18 protein-coding genes are annotated in these 21,876 nt (G+C 65.5%); 15 read left to right on the forward strand and 3 right to left on the reverse strand.

What is annotated here, in order from left to right; genetic code table 11:
• Positions 1-252 precede the first annotated feature (252 nt).
• The 8 genes from ACUSIJ_RS00005 (at position 253) to ACUSIJ_RS00040 (ending at position 12,928) form a co-directional block, all read left to right on the forward strand.
• Positions 253-2,049: an ABC transporter ATP-binding protein gene (locus tag ACUSIJ_RS00005; protein ID WP_449306297.1), complete on the forward strand. Its 1,797-nt coding sequence runs from the start codon at positions 253-255 to the stop codon at positions 2,047-2,049.
• Positions 2,050-2,293: 244 nt separating this feature from the next.
• Entirely contained in the window at positions 2,294-2,764 is a 471-nt protein-coding gene (locus ACUSIJ_RS00010) for a MarR family winged helix-turn-helix transcriptional regulator (protein ID WP_449306298.1), read from the forward strand.
• Positions 2,761-4,245, forward strand: coding sequence for a DHA2 family efflux MFS transporter permease subunit (locus tag ACUSIJ_RS00015; RefSeq protein WP_449306299.1), 1,485 nt, complete (start codon positions 2,761-2,763; stop codon positions 4,243-4,245). The genes ACUSIJ_RS00010 and ACUSIJ_RS00015 overlap by 4 nt, the downstream gene beginning before the upstream one ends.
• Positions 4,246-4,403: 158 nt before the next feature.
• The gene (locus tag ACUSIJ_RS00020; protein WP_449306300.1) at positions 4,404-5,660 is read left to right on the forward strand and encodes an aminopeptidase; all 1,257 of its coding nucleotides are present in this window, start codon (positions 4,404-4,406) and stop codon (positions 5,658-5,660) included.
• A 549-nt stretch (positions 5,661-6,209) separates the two neighbouring features.
• Positions 6,210-7,736: a glycerol-3-phosphate dehydrogenase gene (gene glpD / locus ACUSIJ_RS00025; protein ID WP_449306301.1), complete on the forward strand. Its 1,527-nt coding sequence runs from the start codon at positions 6,210-6,212 to the stop codon at positions 7,734-7,736.
• Positions 7,737-8,418: 682 nt separating this feature from the next.
• Positions 8,419-9,072, forward strand: coding sequence for a hypothetical protein (locus ACUSIJ_RS00030; RefSeq protein WP_449306302.1), 654 nt, complete (start codon positions 8,419-8,421; stop codon positions 9,070-9,072).
• 72 nt (positions 9,073-9,144) lie between these two features.
• A complete protein-coding gene (locus ACUSIJ_RS00035) occupies positions 9,145-10,263 on the forward strand; it encodes a glycosyltransferase family 4 protein (protein ID WP_449306303.1) in 1,119 nt (372 codons plus the stop codon).
• 58 nt (positions 10,264-10,321) lie between these two features.
• On the forward strand, positions 10,322-12,928 hold the full coding sequence (locus ACUSIJ_RS00040) for a glycosyltransferase (RefSeq protein ID WP_449306304.1): 2,607 nt from the start codon (positions 10,322-10,324) through the stop codon (positions 12,926-12,928).
• Positions 12,929-13,083: 155 nt separating this feature from the next.
• On the opposite strand, the gene ACUSIJ_RS00045 is transcribed toward ACUSIJ_RS00040, so the two are convergent.
• Positions 13,084-13,620, reverse strand: coding sequence for an SH3 domain-containing protein (locus ACUSIJ_RS00045; protein WP_449306305.1), 537 nt, complete (start codon positions 13,618-13,620; stop codon positions 13,084-13,086).
• A gap of 217 nt (positions 13,621-13,837) precedes the next feature.
• Between ACUSIJ_RS00045 and ACUSIJ_RS00050 the strand changes: the two genes are divergently transcribed.
• Together ACUSIJ_RS00050 and ACUSIJ_RS00055 are read left to right on the forward strand one after the other, a co-directional pair.
• Complete coding sequence (locus ACUSIJ_RS00050; RefSeq protein ID WP_449306306.1) at positions 13,838-14,833, forward strand: 2-hydroxyacid dehydrogenase; 996 nt, start codon at positions 13,838-13,840, stop codon at positions 14,831-14,833.
• A gap of 12 nt (positions 14,834-14,845) precedes the next feature.
• Complete coding sequence (locus ACUSIJ_RS00055; RefSeq protein WP_449306307.1) at positions 14,846-15,601, forward strand: sulfate transporter family protein; 756 nt, start codon at positions 14,846-14,848, stop codon at positions 15,599-15,601.
• On the opposite strand, the gene ACUSIJ_RS00060 is transcribed toward ACUSIJ_RS00055, so the two are convergent.
• Together ACUSIJ_RS00060 and ACUSIJ_RS00065 are read right to left on the reverse strand one after the other, a co-directional pair.
• Positions 15,582-16,580, reverse strand: coding sequence for a complex I NDUFA9 subunit family protein (locus tag ACUSIJ_RS00060; protein ID WP_449306308.1), 999 nt, complete (start codon positions 16,578-16,580; stop codon positions 15,582-15,584). The genes ACUSIJ_RS00055 and ACUSIJ_RS00060 overlap by 20 nt on opposite strands.
• A 257-nt stretch (positions 16,581-16,837) precedes the next feature.
• On the reverse strand, positions 16,838-17,137 hold the full coding sequence (locus ACUSIJ_RS00065) for a GNAT family N-acetyltransferase (RefSeq protein WP_449306309.1): 300 nt from the start codon (positions 17,135-17,137) through the stop codon (positions 16,838-16,840).
• Positions 17,138-17,672: 535 nt separating this feature from the next.
• Here ACUSIJ_RS00065 and ACUSIJ_RS00070 point away from each other — a divergent pair.
• The 5 genes from ACUSIJ_RS00070 (at position 17,673) to ACUSIJ_RS00090 (ending at position 21,728) form a co-directional block, all read left to right on the forward strand.
• Positions 17,673-18,158, forward strand: coding sequence for a MucR family transcriptional regulator (locus tag ACUSIJ_RS00070; protein WP_449306310.1), 486 nt, complete (start codon positions 17,673-17,675; stop codon positions 18,156-18,158).
• A gap of 64 nt (positions 18,159-18,222) precedes the next feature.
• Positions 18,223-18,408, forward strand: a complete 186-nt coding sequence (locus ACUSIJ_RS00075) for a hypothetical protein (protein WP_449306311.1) — start codon at positions 18,223-18,225, stop codon at positions 18,406-18,408.
• Positions 18,409-18,869: 461 nt separating this feature from the next.
• Positions 18,870-20,672, forward strand: coding sequence for a stimulus-sensing domain-containing protein (locus tag ACUSIJ_RS00080; RefSeq protein WP_449306312.1), 1,803 nt, complete (start codon positions 18,870-18,872; stop codon positions 20,670-20,672).
• 70 nt (positions 20,673-20,742) lie between these two features.
• Positions 20,743-21,216, forward strand: a complete 474-nt coding sequence (locus tag ACUSIJ_RS00085) for an HPr kinase/phosphorylase (protein ID WP_449306313.1) — start codon at positions 20,743-20,745, stop codon at positions 21,214-21,216.
• Positions 21,217-21,326: 110 nt separating this feature from the next.
• Positions 21,327-21,728 carry a PTS sugar transporter subunit IIA gene (locus tag ACUSIJ_RS00090; RefSeq protein ID WP_449306314.1) on the forward strand — a complete coding sequence of 134 codons (402 nt, stop codon included), beginning with the start codon at positions 21,327-21,329 and terminating at the stop codon, positions 21,726-21,728.
• Positions 21,729-21,876: the final 148 nt, after the last annotated feature.

Genomic DNA, 21,876 nt, shown 5'->3' on the forward strand with positions numbered 1-21,876 from the left:
GCCGCTTGCCAACGGGCCGTTGTTATGGCATTTTCGCCAAGCCTTGCATTTTGCGCGAGACAGGGAGGGCTGGATGAAAATCATGATTGTCGTCGCCCTCTTCGGACGTTCCTTCCGTTAGGTAGGCCCGTGCCGTGGCCCACCGGGGGCTGCAATCCCGGTTTCTTCCCTTCGTGACAATTTTGACAGGTGGCGCCTTTGTGCGTCCATGCCTTTTTGGAGTCGGTGACCGCGCGTCGCCGAATGATTTTCATGTCCGTTCATCCCACGATCGGGCGGCAGGAGCCGTTCCGGGCCGTTCTCGGCTTCACGTTCCGTCACTGGGCGGGCCGCCCGGTGCTCGTTTCCGCCATCGTCGCGGCCGTCATGCTGATGACGGTCGCCAATCTGTTCGTGCCGGTCTTTTCCGGGCATCTCGTCGACGCGATCGCGCTGGGCGATGCGGACGCCGTTACCCGCGCCGTGCAGGCGCTGGCATCCATCATCGCGGTGGGCGTCGTTGCGGTGCTGTTTCGCCTCGTGGGATACCTCTGCATCACCCACCTGACGCTCGCCACCATGGAACAGGTGGCGCAGGATGCCTTCGCGCGCCTGCAGCGCTTCTCGACCGACTGGCATGCCAACAACTTCGCCGGCTCCACCGTGCGCAAGATCAGCCGCGGCATGTGGGCACTCGATCTGCTGACGGATACGCTGCTGATCGCGCTGCTGCCGTCGCTGGTGGTGCTGTTCGGCACGACGATCCTGCTCGCCTGGCGCTGGCCGATGATGGGGCTCGTCGTCCTCGTCGGCGCGCTGCTCTATGTGGGGGCGACGCTGGCGCTGACGCTGTGGTTCGTCGCGCCGGCGGCGAGGCTCGCCAATGCCTGGGATACGCGGCTCGGCGGCGCGCTCGCGGACGCCATCTCGTGCAACCCCGTCGTCAAGGCCTTCGGCGCCGAGGGGCGGGAGGATGGCCGTCTCGCGCGGGTGCTGACCAAATGGCGCCACCGTACCCGGCGGACATGGGTGCGCGGCACCTTCGCCCATTGCTCGGAGGACGGCGTGCTGCTCGCCCTGCACGCGGCGGTGATCGGCTGCGTGATCTGGCTGTGGACCCAGGGCGAGGCGACGCCCGGCGACGTCACCTTCGTGCTGACGAGCTACGCGCTCGTGCACGGCTATCTCTATGACGTCGGCCAGCACGTCCACAACCTCCAGCGCTCGGTCAACGACATGGAGGAACTCGTGGCCATGCACGCGCTGCCCTTCGGCGTCGAGGACCGCGCCGGGGCGCGCGCCATGCGGGTCGAGCGGGGCGAGATCGTCTTCGACGACGTCACCTTCCATTACCAAGGGCACGATGCGCCGCTCTACCGCGACTTCTCGCTGACCATCGCGGCGGGGGAGAAGGTCGGTCTCGTCGGGCGTTCGGGATCGGGCAAGACGACGTTCATCAAGCTGATCCAGCGCCTTTACGACGTCACCGGCGGCCGTATCCTCATCGACGGCATCGACATCGCAGCGGTGACGCAGGCGAGCCTGCGCGCCAACATCGCCATCGTGCAGCAGGAGCCGGTGCTGTTCCACCGCTCGCTCGCCGAGAACATCGCCTATGCGCGGCCCGGGGCGTCGATGGCAGAGATCGGGCGCGCGGCGCAACTTGCCAACGCGCACGACTTCATCGCCCGCCTGCCCAAGGGCTACGGCACGCTGGTGGGCGAGCGCGGGGTGAAGCTCTCCGGCGGCGAACGCCAGCGCGTGGCGCTGGCGCGCGCCTTCCTCGCCGACGCGCCGATCCTCATTCTGGACGAGGCGACATCGAGCCTCGATTCGGAATCGGAAGCGCTGATCCAGCAGGCGATCGAACGGCTGATGCAGGGCCGCACCACCATCGTCGTCGCGCACCGTCTGTCGACGGTGAGGGCGATGGACCGGATCCTGGTGTTCGACCGCGGCCGCGTGGTCGAGGAGGGCGGCCACGAAGCCCTGCTGGCGAAGCCGGACGGAGCCTACAAGGCCCTGTTCGAGCGGCAGGTGAGCGAACTGGGCAAAAGCCTGGTGGCGTAACGTCGACGCTCGGCGAAACCGCGGCAGCCGGTTCCGCCGAGCGTCCGAAATCCTGCCCTGCGCGGCACGCATGGTTTCTGCCATTGAAGTTTCATCGACCCGCTATATAGTTAGGATAACTAATCGAATGCCGCTGTTTCCCTCGGCCGCCTCAAGCGCTTTCCGATCGAATGGAATCATCTGATCGATCAGGATTCGTCCAAAGGCTGGAGCCGCCGGAAGCGCGCGATACGGACAGGGCCGCATGCCGGAAGAACCGGTGCCGAACGAGCACTTTACCGATGACGCCACGGCGGTCGCCGATCTTCTGCGACCGGCGCTCCTGCGTCTCAACCGCGATCTGCGCCGCGAGATCCGCACGGCGGCGGGATTGTCACCGTTTCAGACGCTCATTCTGGGAACGCTCCAGCAGGAGCCGGGCATCGGCGTCAACGAGCTCGCCGCGCGCGAGCGCATCAGGCCGCCCAGCATGAGCGCGCACATCAAGATGCTCGAGCAGGCGGGTTTTCTCGAACGCATCACAGGCGCGCATGCCGACCGGCGCCGGGTCGGCCTGCGCATCACCCCGGAAGGCGCGCGCAAGCTGGGCGAGGTCAAGCGCCTGCGCACAGCGTGGCTCGCCGGCCGTATCGCCCTGCTGTCGCAGGGCGAGCGCGAGAGCATCCGGCGCGCCATCGATCCGCTGATCAAACTGAGCGAGCCGCCCACATCATGACCTTGTTTCACAAATCGGAAGCGATGGAGCGGATAACGGAGCGCGTGTCGCGCTCGCGGTTCATCGTCCCCTATATCGTCGGTTTCGCGCTGTTCATGCAGCTCCTCGATTCCAACGTGGTGGCGATGGCACTGCCGGAGATGGCGCGCACCTTCGGCGAAGATCCGGTGCGGATGAACATCGTCATCACATCGTATCTGCTGAGCGTGTCGGTGTTCATCCCCGTCTGCGGATGGGTCGCCGACCGGTTCGGCGCGCGCAACGTGTTCGTGGCGGCGATCGCGCTTTTCACCGTCAGTTCCGTGTTCTGCGGTCTCGCCAACTCGCTGGTCGAGCTCGTCGCCGCCCGGCTGCTGCAGGGCCTGGCGGGGGCGATGATGGTGCCGGTGGGGCGCATCGTGATGCTGAAGTCGGTCAGCAAGGCGGACCTCATGCAGGCCATGGCCTTCCTGACCGTCCCCGCGTTGATGGGGCCGGTGCTCGGACCGCCGGTGGGCGGCCTCATCACCTCGCTCGGCTCGTGGCGGTGGATCTTCCTGATGAACGTGCCGGTGGGAATCGTCGGCGTCGTCATGGCCTGCGTGTTCATCAAGAACCTGCGCGAGGAGCGCGTTCCGCCGCTCGACTGGCGCGGCTTCCTGCTCATGGGTACTGCGCTGGCCTGCCTCGTGCTGGGGTTCGAGATGCTGAGCCACGGGGAGGGGTCGTGGCGGGTGAGCACGCTCGTGGTGGTGACGGGGGCGGCGGCGCTGTGGCTCTATGCGCGCCATGCGCGCCGCACGGAAGCGCCGCTGATCGATTTCAGCCTCATGAAGATCAAGACGTTCAGCGCTTCGGTGATGAGCGGCAATCTCTGCCGGTTCGACATCAGCGCCTCGCCGTTTCTGCTGGCGCTGCTGCTTCAGGTGGTGTTCGGCCTCTCGCCGGTCGCGGCGGGCGTGATAACGGCCTCGGGCGCCGTCGGTGCCATCGTCGCCAAGTTCCTCATCACGCCCCTGTTCCAGCACTTCGGGTTCAGGACCGTGCTCGTCGCCGGCGGCATCGCCTCGGGCTTTGCCATTTCGATCAGCGCACTGTTCACGCCGACGACGCCGCATCTCGTGATGATGCTCGTGCTCTTCGTCTCCGGCATATTCCGCTCGACCCAGCTCACGGGCGTCAACACGCTGACCTTCGCGGACATTCCGTCCGAGCGCATGAGCGCGGCCACGACCCTGTCGAGCATGATGCAGCAGCTGGCGTTCAGTGTCGGCGTCGGCATCGCCGCGCTCACCCTCCAGGCCAGCGTGGCCGCCCGCGGCGCCGAGAGCCTGACCATCGGCGACGTGCGCACGGGCATCGTCGTCCTCGCGTTGCTGACGGCGGCGTCCGCGCTGGGCTTCTCGCGCCTTGCGGCGAATGCGGGCGATGAGGTGAGCAAGCATCGCAGCAGGGATGGACGCGGCGGTCTCGACGATCCGGCCTCCGGCGCGCCCCACTGACGTCATCGATCCCGGTCCCCGACCGACGCGGAGTGGGGGTCGACGGATCGAGCCCATCGAGGCCGGGTATAAGGCATTGTCTCGGCGTGATTCCGCTTGAACGGCCGCGTCCCTCGCTTACGATGCGCCAATCAAGACGTTTACGACAGGGCAAGGATATGACGACACATCATCTGGCTGCTGCTTCGGCGATAGATCCCGTCAGGCTCGACAGACTGGCCGAGGTCGCCGTCAAGGTCGGCCTGCAGCTCCAGCCTGGCCAGGATCTGCTCGTGACCGCTCCCGTCGCTGCGTTGCCGCTGGTGCGGCGGGTCGCGGCGCATGCCTACGGCGCGGGCGCGGGCCTCGTCACCCCTTTCTTTTCCGACGAGGAACTGACTCTTTCCCGTTACCGTCTGGCCCCGGACAGCAGTTTCGACAGGGCCGCGGGCTGGCTCTACGAGGGCATGGCCAAGGCGTTCTCGCAGAACACGGCGCGTCTCGCCATCGTCGGCGACGATCCGCTGCTGCTCGCCGACCAGGACCCGGCGAAGGTGGCGCGCGCGAACAAGGCGACATCGGTCGCCTATCAGCCGGCGCTCGAAAAGATCGCCGGCTTCGACATCAACTGGAACATCATCGCCTATCCGGGCACGGCATGGGCGCGGCAGGTGTTCGCCGGCGAAGCGGAGGACGTCGCCGTCGCGAAACTCGCGGATGCGATCTTCGCCGCCTCGCGCGTCGACGCCGAGGATCCGATCGGCGCCTGGTCGGCGCACAACGCCGCCCTGAGGCAGCGCTCGACGTGGCTGAACGAGCAACGCTTTCACGCCCTCCACTTCAGCGGGCCGGGCACGGATCTCGTCGTCGGGCTTGCGGACGGGCACGAGTGGCACGGCGGCGCCTCGACGGCGAAGAACGGCATCACCTGCAACGCCAACATCCCCACCGAGGAAGTGTTCACCACGCCCCACGCGGCGCGGGTGGAGGGGCATGTCGTCAGCACCAAGCCGCTCTCGCACCAGGGCTCGCTCATCGACGGCATCGAGGTGCGGTTCGAGGGCGGCCGCATCGTCGAGGCCAAGGCGTCGCGGGGGCAGGAGGTGCTGACCAAGGTGCTCGATACGGACGAGGGTGCCCGCCGGCTGGGCGAGGTGGCGCTGGTGCCCCATTCCTCGCCGATCTCGAAAAGCGGCATCCTGTTCTACAATACGCTGTTCGACGAAAACGCGTCGTGCCACATCGCGCTCGGCCAGTGCTATTCGAAATGCTTCGTGGATGGCGCGAGCCTGTCGGCGGAGGATATCGCCACCCGCGGCGGCAACAAGAGCTTCATCCATATTGACTGGATGATCGGTTCGGACGAGATCGACATCGACGGAGTTCATGCGGACGGCCGGCGCGTGCCGGTATTCCGCAGCGGCGAGTGGGCCTAGAGCGCTTATCGTTCAAACAGAATGGTTTGAACGATAAGAATTCGCTCAAAATCAACAAGTTAGAGCATGTTGTCGTTTTCGTGAAAAGGCGACATGCTCTGGAGGATTTCGCCGTTTCCGTGAGACGGTGCAATCCTCTCACTTCTTTGTTTCGAGCGAATTCTGCTCGGCACGCGCTCTAGCCGGAAAGCGGTCCGCCATGCCGTGACGGCCGCGAGGACGATTCGCGCGGACAGGCTACCGAATTGTACGCACCGGCACGTCGGATGTGTGCGATGTTGCACTTTTCCATCCGCCCGGAGCACACGAACGACTGGAGAATACCGCGAGTCGCGGCTAGACACGGATTTGCGATCCGGAAAGCAAGCCGCGGGTTGAGATGCATGCGGAAACGATATGCCGGCTCATGCGCGCAAGCAGCCAGGCGGCAGCGTGGCAGCGGCAGGTGTGTGTTCCGCTCGCGGCCGCTGCACAGGCGCGGCATGGCCGGCCGGGGAGACCGTGCCGTAACGATCGGCCCACGAGCTGGGAAACAAGAACCAGAGAAATATGTCTTCAACGGATTGCGACATTCTTATCGTGGGTGGCGGCATCAACGGATGCGGAATCGCGCGGGACGCTGCGGGCCGCGGCTTCTCCGTCGTGCTGGCGGAAAAGGGCGACCTTGCCGGCGGCACGTCCTCGGCCTCGACAAAACTGATTCATGGCGGCCTGCGATATCTCGAGCACTACGAGTTCAGGCTGGTGCGGGAAGCGCTGGCCGAGCGGGAAGTACTGTGGCGCATGGCGCCGCATATCGTCTGGCCGCTGCGTTTCGTGCTGCCCTATCACAAGCAGCGGCGTCCCGCCTGGCTGCTGCGGATGGGACTGTTCCTTTACGATCATATCGGCGGGCGCGACCTCCTGCCGCCCACGCGCACCCTCGACCTGCGCGCGGACCCGGCGGGCGAACCGCTGCGGGGGACGTTCTCGCGGGCCTTCGAATATTCCGACGCGTGGGTGCAGGATTCGCGCCTCGTCGTGCTGAACGCGCGCGACGCCTACAACCGGGGGGCGCAGATATTCACCCGCACCGCCGTGACAGGCGTCCAGCGCCATGACGACCTTTTTCACGTCGACCTGCGCAACGAGTGCACCGGCGTGCGGACCCGCAAGATCGCGCGCCTCATCGTCAACGCTGCCGGCCCATGGGTGGACAACGTGCGCCGCCTGATCCGCGATTCCACCTTCACCCCGCGCGTCAGGCTGGTGCAGGGCAGTCACATCGTGGTGCCGAAGCTGTTCGATCACGGCCGATGCTACATATTCCAGCACGGCGACCAGCGCGTCATCTTCGCGATTCCCTATGAAGGGGACTTCACACTGATCGGCACCACCGATCGCGACTTCAAGGGCGATCCGGGCGACGTGGCGATCACCCCGGAGGAAGTCGCCTATCTGTGCGAGGCGGCGAACGCCTATTTCCGCCGGACGATCGCCCCGGCGGACGTGGTGTGGAGCTACGCCGGCGTCCGGCCGCTCTACGACGACAAGGCCTCGGCTGCGCAGGAGGCGACCCGCGACTACATCCTGGAACGGGATGAGGACGCGGACGGCGGGGTCGCGATCCATGTGTTCGGCGGCAAGATCACCACCTACCGGCGTCTGAGTGAGGCGGTGATGGGCATGGTGGAGAAGACGCTGGGCAAACGGGCGCCCGCCTGGACCGCCGACAGCCAGCTTCCCGGAGGGGACTTCCCGGTGTCCGGATTCGGGCATCTCGTCTCGCGCCTCAAAGGGCAGGCGCCGGATGTGCCGGAGAAGACGCTGGATCGGCTCGCCCGCCACTACGGCACCTTCGCACTGTCGATTCTTCGGAATGGATCGCTCGGGCGCATCTTCGGCGCCGACCTCGGCGAGAACGAGGTGCGCCATCTGGTCGAAAGCGAGTGGGCCATGACCGCCGAGGACATCCTGTGGCGGCGCACAAAACTCGGCTTGCGATTCAACGCCGCGGAAGCGGCCGCCCTCGCGCGCCATATCAAGGACGTCCGCAGAACCACGGCAAGCGATCGGCACGTCAACTTTAAGAGATAACTTTAAATTGTACCGATATTTATCTCTCATATATATAATTTTTCATTACCTGACCTGCCCGATCCATGGGCGCCGCGTCGGACCGGCCTTCCCATTCCTCGATGTCTGCCGACGGATCGCGGCGGCGCGCGGCAACGGCGACGCCACGACGGCCGCACCGCCGGGACCGGCCAGCACGCGCTGGCGTAGCGAAGCATAGAACACCCTGATAACAAATGATATTTTTTCTATGTGCCCTCTATTTTATGGCAATGCGTGTATATTTGCCCCGGTCTGCTGGATTGTTGAATCGAGCTGTTGTTATGATCAACAATGTGCGGTATGAGGCGCAGTCTTGCGTGGATTGTCAGGCTGCTGTCTCGGAAAAAATGCATGCTGGTGAGTGAGGATATGGCGGTTCGCCGGTGAATTGCCGTTTGGACTCACGGGCAGGGCGCGGGCGTGGCCGATGTGATGGATGGCAACCGAAGCGCGTTTCGGCCGGCTTTGGCCCGGACGGGACACGTCAGGCTGGATCGGGGTGATTTTCCGTCGGAAAACCATCCGGATCTTTCCATATTGATTGAGCATAGTGTTTCCCGGAAGGTGACAGCCGTTTTTCGGGATCGTGCTCTGGGGATCGTCGGGGCGACGGCCGATCGTCGATCGGGGCGTTGCTCCAGCAGTACTGGAGTAGGGCAACGTGAGCGAACAGGTGCAGCCGGATGATCTCGACACCTTGATGCAGCGTATCCGCGCCGATGTCGAGGCCCGTAAGGTGAAGGCGGATGCACAGGCGATCGGGACCAACGGCTTGCAGATTCTGCCTCCACCCATCGACTCAGGACGTCTGCAATACACCGCCGCCGAGCTGTTGGCCTTTTACGACGTAGTCTTCCTGCGCGCCGCGCATCTCGCCGTGCTCGGCCGCGAGCCCCGGGGCGAGGGCGCGGCCAAACTGCTGCAGCAACTGCGGCTCGGGCAGATCAGCCGCGTCGACGTCATCGACGCCCTGCGCGCGAGCGACGAGGCGCATGTGCGGGGGGCGCGCATTTCGGGACTGGGGCGGGAGCGCTTCACCGACGGCATCCGCCGCTCGCTGCTCGGGCGCAAGCTCGCCGCGCTCTTGCGCATCTCGCGCAACATTCCCCGGCTGGCGAGCTACATGAAGCAGGTCATTGCCCGCGTGGACACCACCGAGCGCAAGGTGCTGCAGCTCGAAGCGCAGCTCAACGAGGCGCTGGCGGCCCGCGAGGCCGCGGAGGCGCAACTGCTCGAGCGGATCGAAACCCTGTCGCGCCGCGTCGTCGAACTTGAGGGGCGTCCTGACGCCGCCGGACATGCCGGCGAACGATAACGACACGCTGCGCGAGATCGCCCTGCGCGAGCAGTGCGGGGAAGAGGCGCACAGGCGGGAGCGGGAGAACGCATGAAGCCGAAAGTAGCCATTGTCGCAGCGGGTTCCGGCTCCGGCGAAACGGGTGGGGCCGAACGTTTCTTCGTGGGGCTGCGCGACGCGTTGCGGGCGATCGGCCTCGACGTCACCCTGCTGCAGATCCCCTCCAACGAGGCCAATTTCGACACCATCAAGGAAACCTATCTGCGCTTCTACGATCTCGACGTCAGCGCGTATGACGGCGTGATCACGTCGAAGGCCCCCTCCTATGTCGTGCGTCATCCCAACCACGTCTGCTACCTGCAGCATACGATGCGCGTGTTCTACGACATGTTCGAGGTGGAGTTCGGCGCGGGATCGGAGGATCTGATCAAGCAACGGGCGCTCGTTCACGCTCTCGATACCGCCGCCCTGCAGCCGCCGCGCACCCGCAAGCTGTTCGCCATCGGCGAGGAGGTGGCGAGCCGTCTGCGCCAGTACAACGGCCTCGACGCCGAGGTCGTGCGCCACCCGACCAGCCTGACGGGCTTCAGGGAAGGGGCCTTCCGCCATCTGTTCATGCCGGGACGCCTGCATCGCTGGAAGCGGGTGGATCTCGCCATCGAGGCGATGCGCCATGTGAAGGCGCCGGTCGAACTCGTCATCTCGGGCGCCGGCGAGGACGCCGAACGGTTCAAGCAGCTTGCCGCCGGCGATCCGCGCATCCGCTTCACCGGGTGGATCAGCGACGAGGAGCTGATCGCCTGCTATCAGGATGCGCTCGCGGTCCTCTTCGTGCCCTGCCGGGAGGATATGGGGCTCATCACCTACGAGGCCTTTCACGCCGCCAAGCCGGTCATCACCAGCACCGACGCCGGCGAGCCGGCGCGCGTCGTCGAGGACGGACGGACCGGGTTCGTGTGCGAGCCCGACCCGGCCGCCATCGCCGCACGCATCGACCAGCTCGCGGCCGATCCCGCCCTGGCGGCGGCGCTCGGCCGGCGCGGCGCGCAAGTCGCGGCGGAGGTCACATGGGAGAAGGTGGCGGTTGCGCTGGCAACGGCCCTCAATCTGCCGTGCCGGGCATCCGGGCAGGGGGAAGCGGCAGCGGCGCCGGCCGACGCGGACACGCATCCCGCCCTGCCCGAATCGCGGCGGGCGCCCGCCATATGAGTTTGGGGAGCCATACATGGCCGGCTCCCGGATCGCGGAAGTCATCTGTGAGGCAAAAATGGCTGTAACGTTGCATACGACCATTCTGGATATGCAGCCCATTGACCCTCCGGTCGGCGGTGGACGGCTGCGTCTTCTGGGACTGTATCACGGCCTCGGCGCGCCTGCTGCCGGCCAGGATGCTGCAACGAGCGGCGCTTCCGGCGACGGACGGGCGGATGCCTCCGTGCGCCACGCAGCCCACTATGTCGGCACCTACGACTGGCGCGGCCCGGGCCTGCGCCGGCAGCAGCTCACGCCGGTCCTGTTCGAGGAGATCGTGCCGCTCACCGAGGCCCATTTCGCCGCTTCCGACCGGCTGGCCGAGGAACTCGGCGGCAAGAACGTCATCGATACCGCCTTCCACACCATGGCCCACCTGTCGCCGGACTTTGTCGAGGCGGCGCGCAAGGCGGCCGAGCGTGCGGACGTGGTCGTGTTCTCGCATCCCTGGATCTATCCGCTCGTCCGCGACGTGCTGCGCCCCGACCGGCAGCTGATCGTCTACGACGCGCACAATGTCGAGGGGGTGTTGCGCACCGAACTGCTGGACGACGGGGCGGGCGGGTCCGCGGTGGCGCGGGGCGTCGTGGAGGTGGAGAACGCCGTCTGCACCGCCGCCGATCTGGTGCTCGCCTGCTCCCACGAGGACGCCAGCGCCTTCTCCTCGATCTACGGCGTGCCGTTCGACCGGATCAGGGTCATCCCCAACGGCACTTTCACCCGCAAGATCAAGCCGCCGTCCGTCGAGGAAAAGCATCAGGCGCGGCAGCAGCTCGATGTCGAGGGACGGCCGGTCGCCTTCTTCCTCGGCAGCAACTACGGCCCCAATGTCGAGGCGGCGCGCTTCATCACCGATGCGCTCGCCCCTGCGCTGCCGACCGTGCTGTTCGTCGTGGGCGGCGGCGTCGGCGAGGGGCTGGAGCAGGTGACGCCACCCGCGAACGTGCGCATCACCGGCCGCCTCTCCGACGAGGAGCTGCTGTTGTGGCTGCGGGCCTCCGACATCGCGGTCAATCCGATGTTCGGCGGCTCGGGCACCAACATCAAGATGCTCGACTTCATGGCCGCCGGCCTGCCCATCGTCTCGACCGCCGTCGGCGCGAGGGGCATCGCGACCTCCGAGCGGGCCTTTCTCGTGGCGCAGGCTGACAATTTCGCCGAAACCGTCCGCGGCCTGCTGGCGAACGAGGACGAACGCCAGCAGCTCGCCCACGGCGTCCGCACGCAGGCCGACCGCTTCTACTCATGGGAGCGCATTTCCGACTATCTGGGCATTCTGCTGGCGCGCTGGGCGCAGGTCAGGAACGGGAGCGGCGAGGCACCGTTCTTCTCGGTGATCGTGCCCACCTACGAGCGCCACGCGCTGCTGACCCGGCTCACGGATTTCATCGCCGCGCAGACGTGGCGCGATTTCGAGGTGATCGTCGTCGACCAGAGCGCTCAGCCGTGGCCCGACCGCGACCGGGATTTCGGGTTCGACCTGCATTACATCCACACCGACCGCAAGGGCGCGGTGACGGCGCGCAATACCGGCGCGGGGCTGGCGCGCGGCAAGGTCATCGCCTTCACCGACGACGACTGCGAACCGAGCGAGGGCTGGCTCGCCGCCGCCCACAAGGCGTTCACCACCTCGGACATCGTCGGGCTCGAGGGGCTGATCAGGTCCGACCGGGTCGGGGATCCGGACTGGCGCCCGGTGACCAACGACGGCTTCGAGGGCATCGGGTTCATGACCGCCAACCTCTTCGTGAGGTCGGACGTGTTCCAGCAGCTCGACGGATTCGACATCGCGCTGGAGAAGCCGCACTTCCGCGAGGACACGGACCTCGGATGGCGCATGCAGGATCTCGGCGAGATCCCGTTCTCGCGCGATGCGTGGGTGTATCATCCGCCCCATTCGCGCGAGATCGAGCGGGAATCGATCGGCGTGCGCTCCACCTTCTTCCTCAATGATGCGATTCTGCTGCGCAAGCACCCGGAGCGTTACGCCGAACTGCTGCTGCGGGAGGTGCAGTGGCTGCACAACCCGCATTTCTGGGACCAGTTCCTCAAGGGCATCGAACTGCACGGCGTGGAATTGCCGCATCAGATCCGGGAGATCATGCGCGAAAACGCCGGCATCCATTACACCGGCCCGCTGAACAGCGGCGCGAACACCCTGGCGCATGCCGACACGCCCGCCGCGCACCCGCCGGCGCGGACAGGGGAGAGCGCGCATCCCGCCCAGCAGCAGCCGCCGACGTTGCGGGACACCCTGAGACGGTCGGTATCGTGGACGGTGCGGCCGGTCTGGCGCAGGGTATGGGCGCGCATCGAGGGACGCGTTCGCCCCATCGATCAGCGGCTCGACGCGACCCGCGAGGCGCTGCAGGAGCTGCAGCACACGACGGACGCGAGACTGAGCAAAATCGAGGCCGGCATCGAAGCGCTCGACAAGCGGCTGGCAAAGCTGCTCGATGGGGCGGAATTCGACGCCAGCAGGGGCGGCGAGCGGCAGCCGGGCACCGATGAGGTGGTGCGCGCCGCCTTGCTCGTGCTGCGCTATCGCGCCGAGCTGGAGGCGCTGCGCATGCCGCGCAAGGTCGAAGAGCAATCGCGGCGGCAAGCGCGCTCGCCTGCCTGACGGCCGGACCTTTCAAAAATCCGCGAATGTTTTTCCGGCCCGAAACCGTTATCAACCAAACCGATAAGAAACAAACCTCATAAAAATCTGAAATTTTTCGTCCAGTCAATTGATTTACAAATGATTCTTACATCATTCCCTTGCCGAGTGATGCCTTATTCAATGGCCTCGTCCGGGTAGACGCCCCAGAGCCGGTCCTGCTGAATGAAGCCCCGGAGGTTGCGCACCGACACGCGGCACCATGTGCCGTCGCAGGTGTCGATGTTGATGATGACCCCCGGTTGCAGGCGCGCCATCACCTTGACGTTCTCCGATGCCCGCTCGTAGAGCGGATAGGGCTCACCGTCCTTGTTCCGGGCCCACGGCGCGACCAGCGCCGTGCGCCTGCCGGACAGGAGGCTGTGAAGCACCCAGCCCTCGGCTCCCTCCGAATCACGGATGCGCCGCCACGTCGCGAATTCGGCCGTGACCTCGACCGGCAGGCCGGCGCGCTGATAGACCCACAATGTCCGATGGTCCTTGGCGGGGCCGGCGCGCAGGTTCACCCTGTCGGACTTGAGGCTGACGTAGCGCGGCACCGGCAGTCCGCTGCTGGCGCCGACCGTCTGGCCGGCTGTGGACTGCTGGGCGGCTGCAGGCACGGATGACAGAAGCGTGAGGATGGCGGCCAGGGCTGCGGCGGTCTTGAGCATGGCGGGCTTTCCGGTGGGCTTTCGGGCTTGCCTGCGGTAGGGCGCATTCCCGCCGCTTGCGAAGTTGGGGCTTGCGAAGCGGACAGGAATGGTATCATACCGACTGGATATGTTATCTGTTGCTGCAATATACATTGCATATGATATCTACTGCTCTTGTGCCCCAGCGGTCCTTAACGTGGGGTGAAATGGAGCGCCGGGATCGGAACTTTCGTCCATGAAGAAAAAGCCCCTTGTCGTCGTCACCCGCAGATTGCCGGAAAGCGTCGAGACGCGTATGCGCGAGTTGTTCGACGCCCGCCTGAACGTCGACGACAAGCCGCTGACGACGGAACAGCTCATCGAGGCCATGAAAATCGCCGATGTGCTCGTGCCCACTATCACCGACCGCATCGACGCCGAGCTCGTTGCCCAGGCGGGGCCGCAGCTGAAGCTCATCGCCAACTACGGCAACGGCGTGGATAACATCGACGTCGGCGCGGCGCTGGCGCAGGGCATCACCGTTACCAACACGCCGGGCGTGCTGACCGAGGACACGGCCGACATGACGATGGCGCTCATCCTGGCCGTCGCGCGGCGCATCCCCGAAGCGGCGCAGCTCCTGCCGAGCGGCGAGCCGTGGGCGGGATGGTCACCGACGGGCATGCTCGGCCGGCGCATCACCGGCAAGCGCCTGGGCATCGTCGGCATGGGGCGCATCGGGCAGGCGCTGGCGCGCCGGGCCAAGGCGTTCGGGCTGTCGATCCACTATCACAACCGCCGCCACGTCGCGCCGGAGATCGAATCCGCGCTGGAGGCGACGTACTGGGATTCGCTCGACCAGATGCTGGCGCGGATGGACATCGTGTCGGTGAACTGCCCCCACACGCCGGCGACCTATCACCTGCTGTCGGCGCGCCGCCTGCGCCTGCTCAAGCGCGACGCCATCCTGGTCAATACGGCGCGGGGCGAGATCATCGACGAGACCGCCCTGATCGAGATGCTGGAGGCCGGAGAGCTCGGCGGCGCCGGGCTCGATGTGTTCGAGGCGGAGCCCGCGGTCAATCCGCGCCTGCTGAAGCTCGCGCGGCGCAACGCCGTGGTGCTGCTGCCGCATGTGGGATCGGCCACCATCGAAGGCCGGACGGAAGCAGGGGAGAAGGTGATCGTCAACATCAAGACCTTCCTCGACGGCCACCGCCCGCCCAACCGCGTGCTGCCGAGCATGATCTGAGACATATCCGGCATGAACGAAACCGGCGCCCGCGAGAGGTCTTCCGCCATCGCCGTCGTCGTGGCGGCGGCCGTCGGCGCGGCCGGCGACGTGTTGTCGCCGCCGCTGCGCAAGGTGCTGTGGCGCTCGCTCGGCCTGACGCTGCTGCTGCTCTTCGCCATGGGTGTGGCCCTTTCGGCGCTCATCGAATGGCTGGCGGACCAGTCCGTCTGGCTGTCAGGCTACCCCTACGTCGGCACGGTCGCGGTGGTGCTGGCGGCGGCCGGGGTCTTCGTCGGCCTGATATTCCTCATCCCGCCGGTATCGGCGCTCGTCGCGGGCTACTATCTCGACGACGTGGCGGCGGTCGTGGAGGCGCGCTGCGATCCGGGCGGGCAACCGGGCACGCCCATGCCTGCGGGCGAAGCGTTGCTGGCGGGGCTGCGTTTCGCCGCGCTATCGCTCGGCGTCAACTTCCTGGCGCTGCTGTTGCTGCTGGTGCCCGGCGTCAATCTGGTGGCGTTCCTCGCGGCGAACGCCTACCTGTTCGGGCGCGAATATTTCGAGCTCGCGGCCGGACGCTATCGCCCCATCGAGGCGGCGCGGGCGCTGCGCCGCGACAACGGCGGCCTGGCGTTCCTGGGCGGCCTCGTCACGGCGCTGCTGGTGATGGTGCCGTTCGTGAACCTCGTCACGCCGCTGTTCGGCACGGCGCTGATGGTGCGCGTGCACAAGGCCGTCCAACGCAGCGGACGGCCTTCCGGCGGAGTTACGCCCGCACCTCGGTGAACTGGCCGGACTTGCGGAAGCGCCACAGGTAGTCGGACACGATCGCCTCATAGGCCGTCGGGGTGATGCCGAGCCCCTCCAGCGTGCGCCCCTCGGCGATCGCCTCCGCGGACACGACGTTGTCGTGGGCGAGCAGCTTCACCTGATCGCGGGTAATGACGAGCGTGTCCGGCAGCAGGCCGAACGTCAGCTTGTCGACGAACTCGATGACGCCCGCCTGGATGCGCGCCACGCCGAAGGGCAGGGATACGACGGGACGGCTGCGCCCGGTCACGGACTGCACGTAGTCGACGAGCTGGCGCAGCGTCTGCACCTGCGGCCCGCCGAGCTCATAGACGCGTCCGCCAGCCACGTCGCCGTCGACGGCGCGGGCGATCGCCTCCGCGACGTCGCCCACGTAGACCGGCTGAAACTTCGTCTGCCCGCCGACGATCGGCAGGACAGGCAGCGCGCGGGCGAGCGCGGCGAAACGGGTGAAGAAGCCGTCCCCCCGCCCGAAGACGACGGACGGGCGGAAGACGACGGCGTCCGGGACGGCCGCGAACACGGCCTCCTCGCCCAGCGCCTTCGTGCGCGCGTAGAGGGAGTTCGACGCCTTGTCCGCGCCGATGGCGGAGCCGTGGATCAGCCGCGCGCCCTGGGCCGCAGCGGCCTCGGCGATGGCGCGCGCGCCGTGCTGCTGCACCGCGCCGAAGCTCTGCCGTCCCACCTCCTGCAGAATGCCGACGAGGTTGATGACAACATCCGACCCCTCCGCCGCCCGGGCGACGGATTCACGAAAACGGACATTGGCCTGCACCGCGACGATCTGCCCCACCGCGCCGAGCGGCTGAAGATGCCCGGCAAGATCGGGACGGCGCACGGCAGCCCGGACACGGTAGCCCCGCTGCGCCAGCGCGCGCACCACATGGCGGCCCAGGAATCCCGACCCGCCGAAGACCGTCACGAGTTTCGCCGAAGGTGAAAACGCACGCGTCATCGGTATCTCCCACACTGGTCAACGATCGCAGCCAGCTGCCGCGGCACCGGTTGCCGCACGGCCCCTCGACCAAGACGACACGGACCGGCGAACTGCACGCTGAATAGCCAATTCACCGGTCCGTGTATAGATAGTGCAGAATGATTCAAGCCTGCGGCGGACGAAAAGGTCAAGTCGCGGAGAGGGCCGCCGCGCGGCGGCCTCGCGACCCCGGGTGCAGCCGACTGCCAATAATCTTGACTGAGCCGTTTCTGGCGTTATTTCGCCAGAATATCCTCGTACTGATCGTGATGCTTCTTCAGGAAGGAAGAAATGAAGGAGCACTCGGAGCGGATATGCGCACCGGCCTCCCGCACCGCGTCGAGCGCGCCGGACGCCAGCCGGGTGCCGACGCCCCGCCCGCCGAGCTCCGGCGGCACCACCGTATGCTCGAATACATAGACGGCGGCGCCACCGTCTCCCGCCGACTCGATTCGATAATTAATGAAGGCGACATGATCATCTACAGTTAATTCGAACCGCCGATCGGTTGTGTTGTTGGCAACTGATTCTGACATGATAGAATCCTCACGATAACTTGATCATAGCCAATGATGATTGCCGACTGGCCGGAGACGCAGGAGAAATGGTGCCGACGGGTCCCTTATACAAGATACGGATATCGCAAGCGCACTTATTCACAGCTTCATGAAAGAGGAAAGTGGCACTGTCCATCGGACCCATAGAAATGACACGCGTGTCGTCACATAATATTGTGCAGCGCGAAAAGAGGATGGGTTGCATCGCGGTAAAGTTAACATTTCGCGCAACATATCATCAATTGTGGCAATCGGCCTCGTGCCTACGTGATCATCAAACGGCGTGTTTTGCAGGCTGACAATGACATTTTTGTCGGAGCTGGAAGTATACGCGCTTGTACAGCGAGCCGCTTTCACCTTCAAGACATGCCCTTGGCGTCCCGGCTGTCGGGAATGTTCGTCGCTGCCTTGAGTTTGCCGCAAATGAGTATATTTTGGTGTTGCATAACTAATGGATATGAACTAAGAAAACTTGGAAGCAAAGCAATTTACTCTTTTTTATTGAGGATCTCCAGTGACTGACGACACCCAGCAGGCAGATAAGGTGAACTATGTCGAGCTCGCCGCCGACATTGTTTCTGCATATGTCGCGAACAATTCTGTTGCGGCGGTCGAGCTGCCGGCTCTCATCAACGAAGTCCACACCGCTCTGCGGCGCGTTTCCGTCGGCACGAGCGAATCGGCGGCCGAACCGCCGAAGCCGGCAGTAGCGATCAAGAAATCCATCACCCCGGACTATATCATCTGTCTGGAGGATGGTAAGAAGTTCAAGTCGCTCAAGCGTCATCTGCGCACGCAATACGACATGACGCCCGAGCAATACCGTGAGAAGTGGGGTCTTGCGCCCGACTATCCCATGGTCGCGCCCAACTATGCGCTGGCGCGCTCGCAGCTCGCCAAGGAAATGGGCCTCGGGCAGCAGCGCAAGCGCGATGCGGCCGTTGCAGCGCCCGCGCCCGCTCCGGCCAAGCGCACGCGGCGCAAGGCAACGGTCGACTGATCGGCGCGTCGAACGACTGACTGACGCATCAATATAAATTCGATGCGTTAACATAGGAATTCGGGTGGCGGATGGTATTCGTTTTGTCGTCCGCCGCTCGGCGGGTTTTTGCCAGATGAAGTGGCTTGGCCCGCAAGAATTCTCAAGCTCAAGAATTCTCAATCTGTCGGATCGTCGGGGCCATCCCGGCAAAGAGGCCGGAATGCGAAAGGCCGTCAGTGACGACAGTGCGGCGGGCGCGGCTTTTTGAAGCGCTCGTCCTTCAGGCGGAATCGTCCGAGCGGTCGGCATTCGCCCGAGATTGAAGGGCCGCAAATCCCAATCCATGCTTTCCGACAGTCGTTTGTGTCATTCGCCTGTTGCCGGCGTCTGCGCGTTTTTTGGTTTGTGAATTGATGAAGTGATTGTATGAAATCATTGTTCGTCAGGAAAAGCTTCTGCCAAGAAAAGCTTCTGCTTGGCAATTGCGGGGTCTTGGAAAATGAGGAGTCCTGGAAAAGAATAGCGGGAGCATGCAGCAATACTCGCGCGCCCGGGTTGCGGAACCGGACGGGACGCCCAAGCGGAGCGCCGGGGCCTGTCGGGAATGGACCCGAGGCGCAGGCAAATAGAGAGAATGCTTTCCGATTGATGGCCGCGATCCGGTTTATTGATCGATGCTTGTAATGTACCTTGGGCGATGCGGCGAAGCATGTTTGTAGTTGGTGCGCGATGACGGCCGAGTATCCAGAGTTCTCCGGCGACGCGACGGGCGGGGCGGCGCGGCTGCAGGACAGAAGCCGGATCCGGGATCAGAACCCGGCGTCCGGGTGGCGTGAATTGCCGGCCCGGATCGGGCGGGCGCTGCGCAGCATCTTCTCACGCGCTTCATCGAGCCTGACGCGCCGTATCGTGGTGCTCAATCTCGTGGGGCTCGTGGCGCTGCTGCTGGGGCTTCTCTACCTGAACCAGTTTCGCGCCGGGCTGATCGAGTCGCGCACCCAAAGCCTGCTCATCCAGGGCGAGATCATTGCCGGCGCCATCGCCGCCTCGGCGTCGGTGGATACCGATAACATCACCCTCGATCCGGACAAGCTGCTGCAGCTGCAGGCGGGGGAGAGCCTCGGCGTCACCGAGGAGATGTCCCCGCTCGAGTTCTCCATCAATCCCGAACAGGTCGCCCCCGTGCTGCGGCGGCTGGTGACGCCGACGCGCACGCGCGCCCGCATCTATGACCGCGAGGGCATGCTGCTGCTCGACTCGCGGCATTTCTATTCGCGCGGCGACATCCTGCGCTACGATCTGCCGCCCGTGGGCCACCGGCCCGGCGTGCTGGAGAGCGCTCTCGACTGGGTGCGCCGGCAGATTCGCCCCTACAGGTCTCCCCTGACGGAAGAGATCAACACCGTTGCCGGGCGCACGCTTCCCGAAGTCCGCCAGGCGCTGTCGGGAACGGCGGCCAGTACGGCGCGCGTCAACTCCCTGGGGGAGACGATCGTCTATGTGGCGGTGCCGGTCCAACGCCTGCGCACCGTGCGCGGCGCGCTGCTGCTGTCCACCCAGGGCGGCGATATCGATGCGACCATCGCCAGCGAACGCTGGGCGATGCTGCGTGTGTTCGTCGTCGCCGCGATGGTGATGACGGTGCTGTCCGTGCTGCTCGCCGGCACCATCGCCGGTCCCGTCCGCCGGCTGGCGGAGGCGGCCGAGCGGGTGCGCCGGGGCATCAAGTCGCGGCAGGAGATCCCGGATTTCACCGACCGTTCCGACGAGATCGGCCATCTGTCCGGCGCGCTGCGGGACATGACGCGGGCGCTCTACCGGCGCATCGACGCCATCGAGAGCTTCGCCGCCGACGTTGCCCACGAGTTGAAGAACCCGCTGACGTCGCTGCGCAGCGCCGTCGAAACGCTGCCGCTGGCCCGCAACGACGAGGCTCGCGGCCGGCTGCTCGCCGTGATCCAGCAGGATGTCAAGCGCCTCGACCGGCTGATCAGCGATATCTCCGACGCCTCCCGCCTCGATGCGGAACTGGCGCGCATCGAAGCGGAGCCCATCGACATGGTGCAGGTGCTCGAAGCCGTGGCCTCGGTTGCCCGCGGCGTGCACGACAATCAGATCGCCATCACCGTGGAGCCGACCGACGATCCCGGCCGCGACTTTCTGGTCCTCGGCCATGACGGGCGGTTGGGGCAGGTGTTCAACAACCTCGTGGACAACGGACTGTCGTTCTCGCCGCCGGACGGGGAAATCCGCATCGATCTCGGGCGCGAGGGCAACGACGTGGTCGTCACGGTGGAGGACGACGGGCCGGGCATCCCCGAACATGCCCTGGAGCGCGTGTTCGAGCGCTTCTACACCGACCGGCCGGAACAGAAATTCGGCCAGAATTCCGGCCTCGGCCTGTCGATTTCGCGCCAGATCGTGGAGGCGCACCGGGGACACATCAAGGCCTCCAACCGCATCGACGCCGACGGCAAGGTGGCCGGGGCGCGCTTCGAGGTGCGCCTGCCCGCGATCCTGCCCAACGCATGATGCCGCCCCCGAAGGCCGGGCGGCGATGACGCCGGCGCCCAGGGCGCAGCCCAACCGCGGAGAAGCAGCCATGGCGGGGAACGACGGCATCGCGGACGCACCCGGCGTGACCGTTCACGCAACCGCGATCGCCATCGGCGAGACGGGCGTGCTGATCCGCGGCCGGTCGGGCAGCGGCAAATCCACCCTGGCCCGCCAGCTGCTGGAGCGCGCCGCCCGGGCCGGACGGTTCGCCAGCCTTGTCAGCGACGATCGCGTCATCCTGGCGCGTTGCCACGGCCGGCTCGTGGCCCGCGCCGTGCCGGCCATCGCCGGCCTTCTCGAAGTGCGCGGCGCGGGGATCGTCGGGATGCCGTTCCTGCCCGCCGCCGTCGTGGAACTGGTGGTCGACGCGGACGTCAAGCCGGACCGGCTGCCGGAGACCTGCGACAAAATGACCACGATACTCGACACGCGCTTGCCGAGACTCGCCGCCGCGGGCATGACCGACGCGCCCGACGTGGTGTTTTGGCTTATTGCTCAAGGGCAAAGCACGAGTCTGTGATATTTATGGCTATACGATGACAAAATGATCTTAGAACCCTTGCACTTTTCCCCGCAATGCACAAAATGATCTCTCCTGTCATGGATCGTGACGGTGATACAGGGTTCTGAATGATCGGTCTCGTATTGGTGACGCACGGGTGTCTCGCGACGGAATTTCGCGCCGCGCTTGAACACGTGGTAGGTCCGCAGGCACAGCTTGAGACCGTAACAATCGGTCCGGAAGACGATATGGACGGCTGTCGGCAGGACATCCTGCAGGCGGTATGCCGGGCCGATGCCGGCGACGGCGTCGTGGTGCTCACAGACATGTTCGGCGGCACGCCTTCCAATCTGGCTATCTCCTGCATGAACGGCAGCAAGGTAGAGGTGATTGCCGGCATGAACCTGCCGCTGTTGATCAAGCTGGCCTCGGTGAGGGAAGACCACACTCTCGACGAGGCGGTGCTGGAGGCCCAGGAGGCCGGCCGCAAGTACATCAACGTCGCCAGCCACGTGCTTACCGGCCGATGAGTTTTGACGGTTCCGCGACCGGTCTTTACCATTTGGCAGTGAGCGTCTCGCATAGTAATTTGGCCCTCCGGCATTCGCCGGACAGGAGAACGGAAACGTTTTGCCTGTGTGCCGGCGCAAGGCGCGTTTCCCCGGGGCATGCGACGGT

It is taken from the genome of Pseudochelatococcus sp. B33 (genome assembly GCF_053570585.1).

Excerpts from the sequence above, each read along its gene's own strand:
- ACUSIJ_RS00005 (WP_449306297.1), top strand. The coding sequence starts at position 253 with ATGTCCGTTCATCCCACGATCGGGCGGCAGGAGCCGTTCCGGGCCGTT.
- ACUSIJ_RS00010 (WP_449306298.1), top strand. The coding sequence starts at position 2,294 with ATGCCGGAAGAACCGGTGCCGAACGAGCACTTTACCGATGACGCCACG.
- ACUSIJ_RS00015 (WP_449306299.1), top strand. The coding sequence starts at position 2,761 with ATGACCTTGTTTCACAAATCGGAAGCGATGGAGCGGATAACGGAGCGC.
- ACUSIJ_RS00020 (WP_449306300.1), top strand. The coding sequence starts at position 4,404 with ATGACGACACATCATCTGGCTGCTGCTTCGGCGATAGATCCCGTCAGG.
- glpD (WP_449306301.1), top strand. The coding sequence starts at position 6,210 with ATGTCTTCAACGGATTGCGACATTCTTATCGTGGGTGGCGGCATCAAC.
- ACUSIJ_RS00035 (WP_449306303.1), top strand. The coding sequence starts at position 9,145 with ATGAAGCCGAAAGTAGCCATTGTCGCAGCGGGTTCCGGCTCCGGCGAA.
- ACUSIJ_RS00040 (WP_449306304.1), top strand. The coding sequence starts at position 10,322 with ATGGCTGTAACGTTGCATACGACCATTCTGGATATGCAGCCCATTGAC.
- ACUSIJ_RS00045 (WP_449306305.1), bottom strand. The coding sequence starts at position 13,620 with ATGCTCAAGACCGCCGCAGCCCTGGCCGCCATCCTCACGCTTCTGTCA.
- ACUSIJ_RS00050 (WP_449306306.1), top strand. The coding sequence starts at position 13,838 with ATGAAGAAAAAGCCCCTTGTCGTCGTCACCCGCAGATTGCCGGAAAGC.
- ACUSIJ_RS00055 (WP_449306307.1), top strand. The coding sequence starts at position 14,846 with ATGAACGAAACCGGCGCCCGCGAGAGGTCTTCCGCCATCGCCGTCGTC.
- ACUSIJ_RS00060 (WP_449306308.1), bottom strand. The coding sequence starts at position 16,580 with ATGACGCGTGCGTTTTCACCTTCGGCGAAACTCGTGACGGTCTTCGGC.
- ACUSIJ_RS00065 (WP_449306309.1), bottom strand. The coding sequence starts at position 17,137 with ATGTCAGAATCAGTTGCCAACAACACAACCGATCGGCGGTTCGAATTA.
- ACUSIJ_RS00080 (WP_449306312.1), top strand. The coding sequence starts at position 18,870 with ATGACGGCCGAGTATCCAGAGTTCTCCGGCGACGCGACGGGCGGGGCG.
- ACUSIJ_RS00085 (WP_449306313.1), top strand. The coding sequence starts at position 20,743 with ATGGCGGGGAACGACGGCATCGCGGACGCACCCGGCGTGACCGTTCAC.
- ACUSIJ_RS00090 (WP_449306314.1), top strand. The coding sequence starts at position 21,327 with ATGATCGGTCTCGTATTGGTGACGCACGGGTGTCTCGCGACGGAATTT.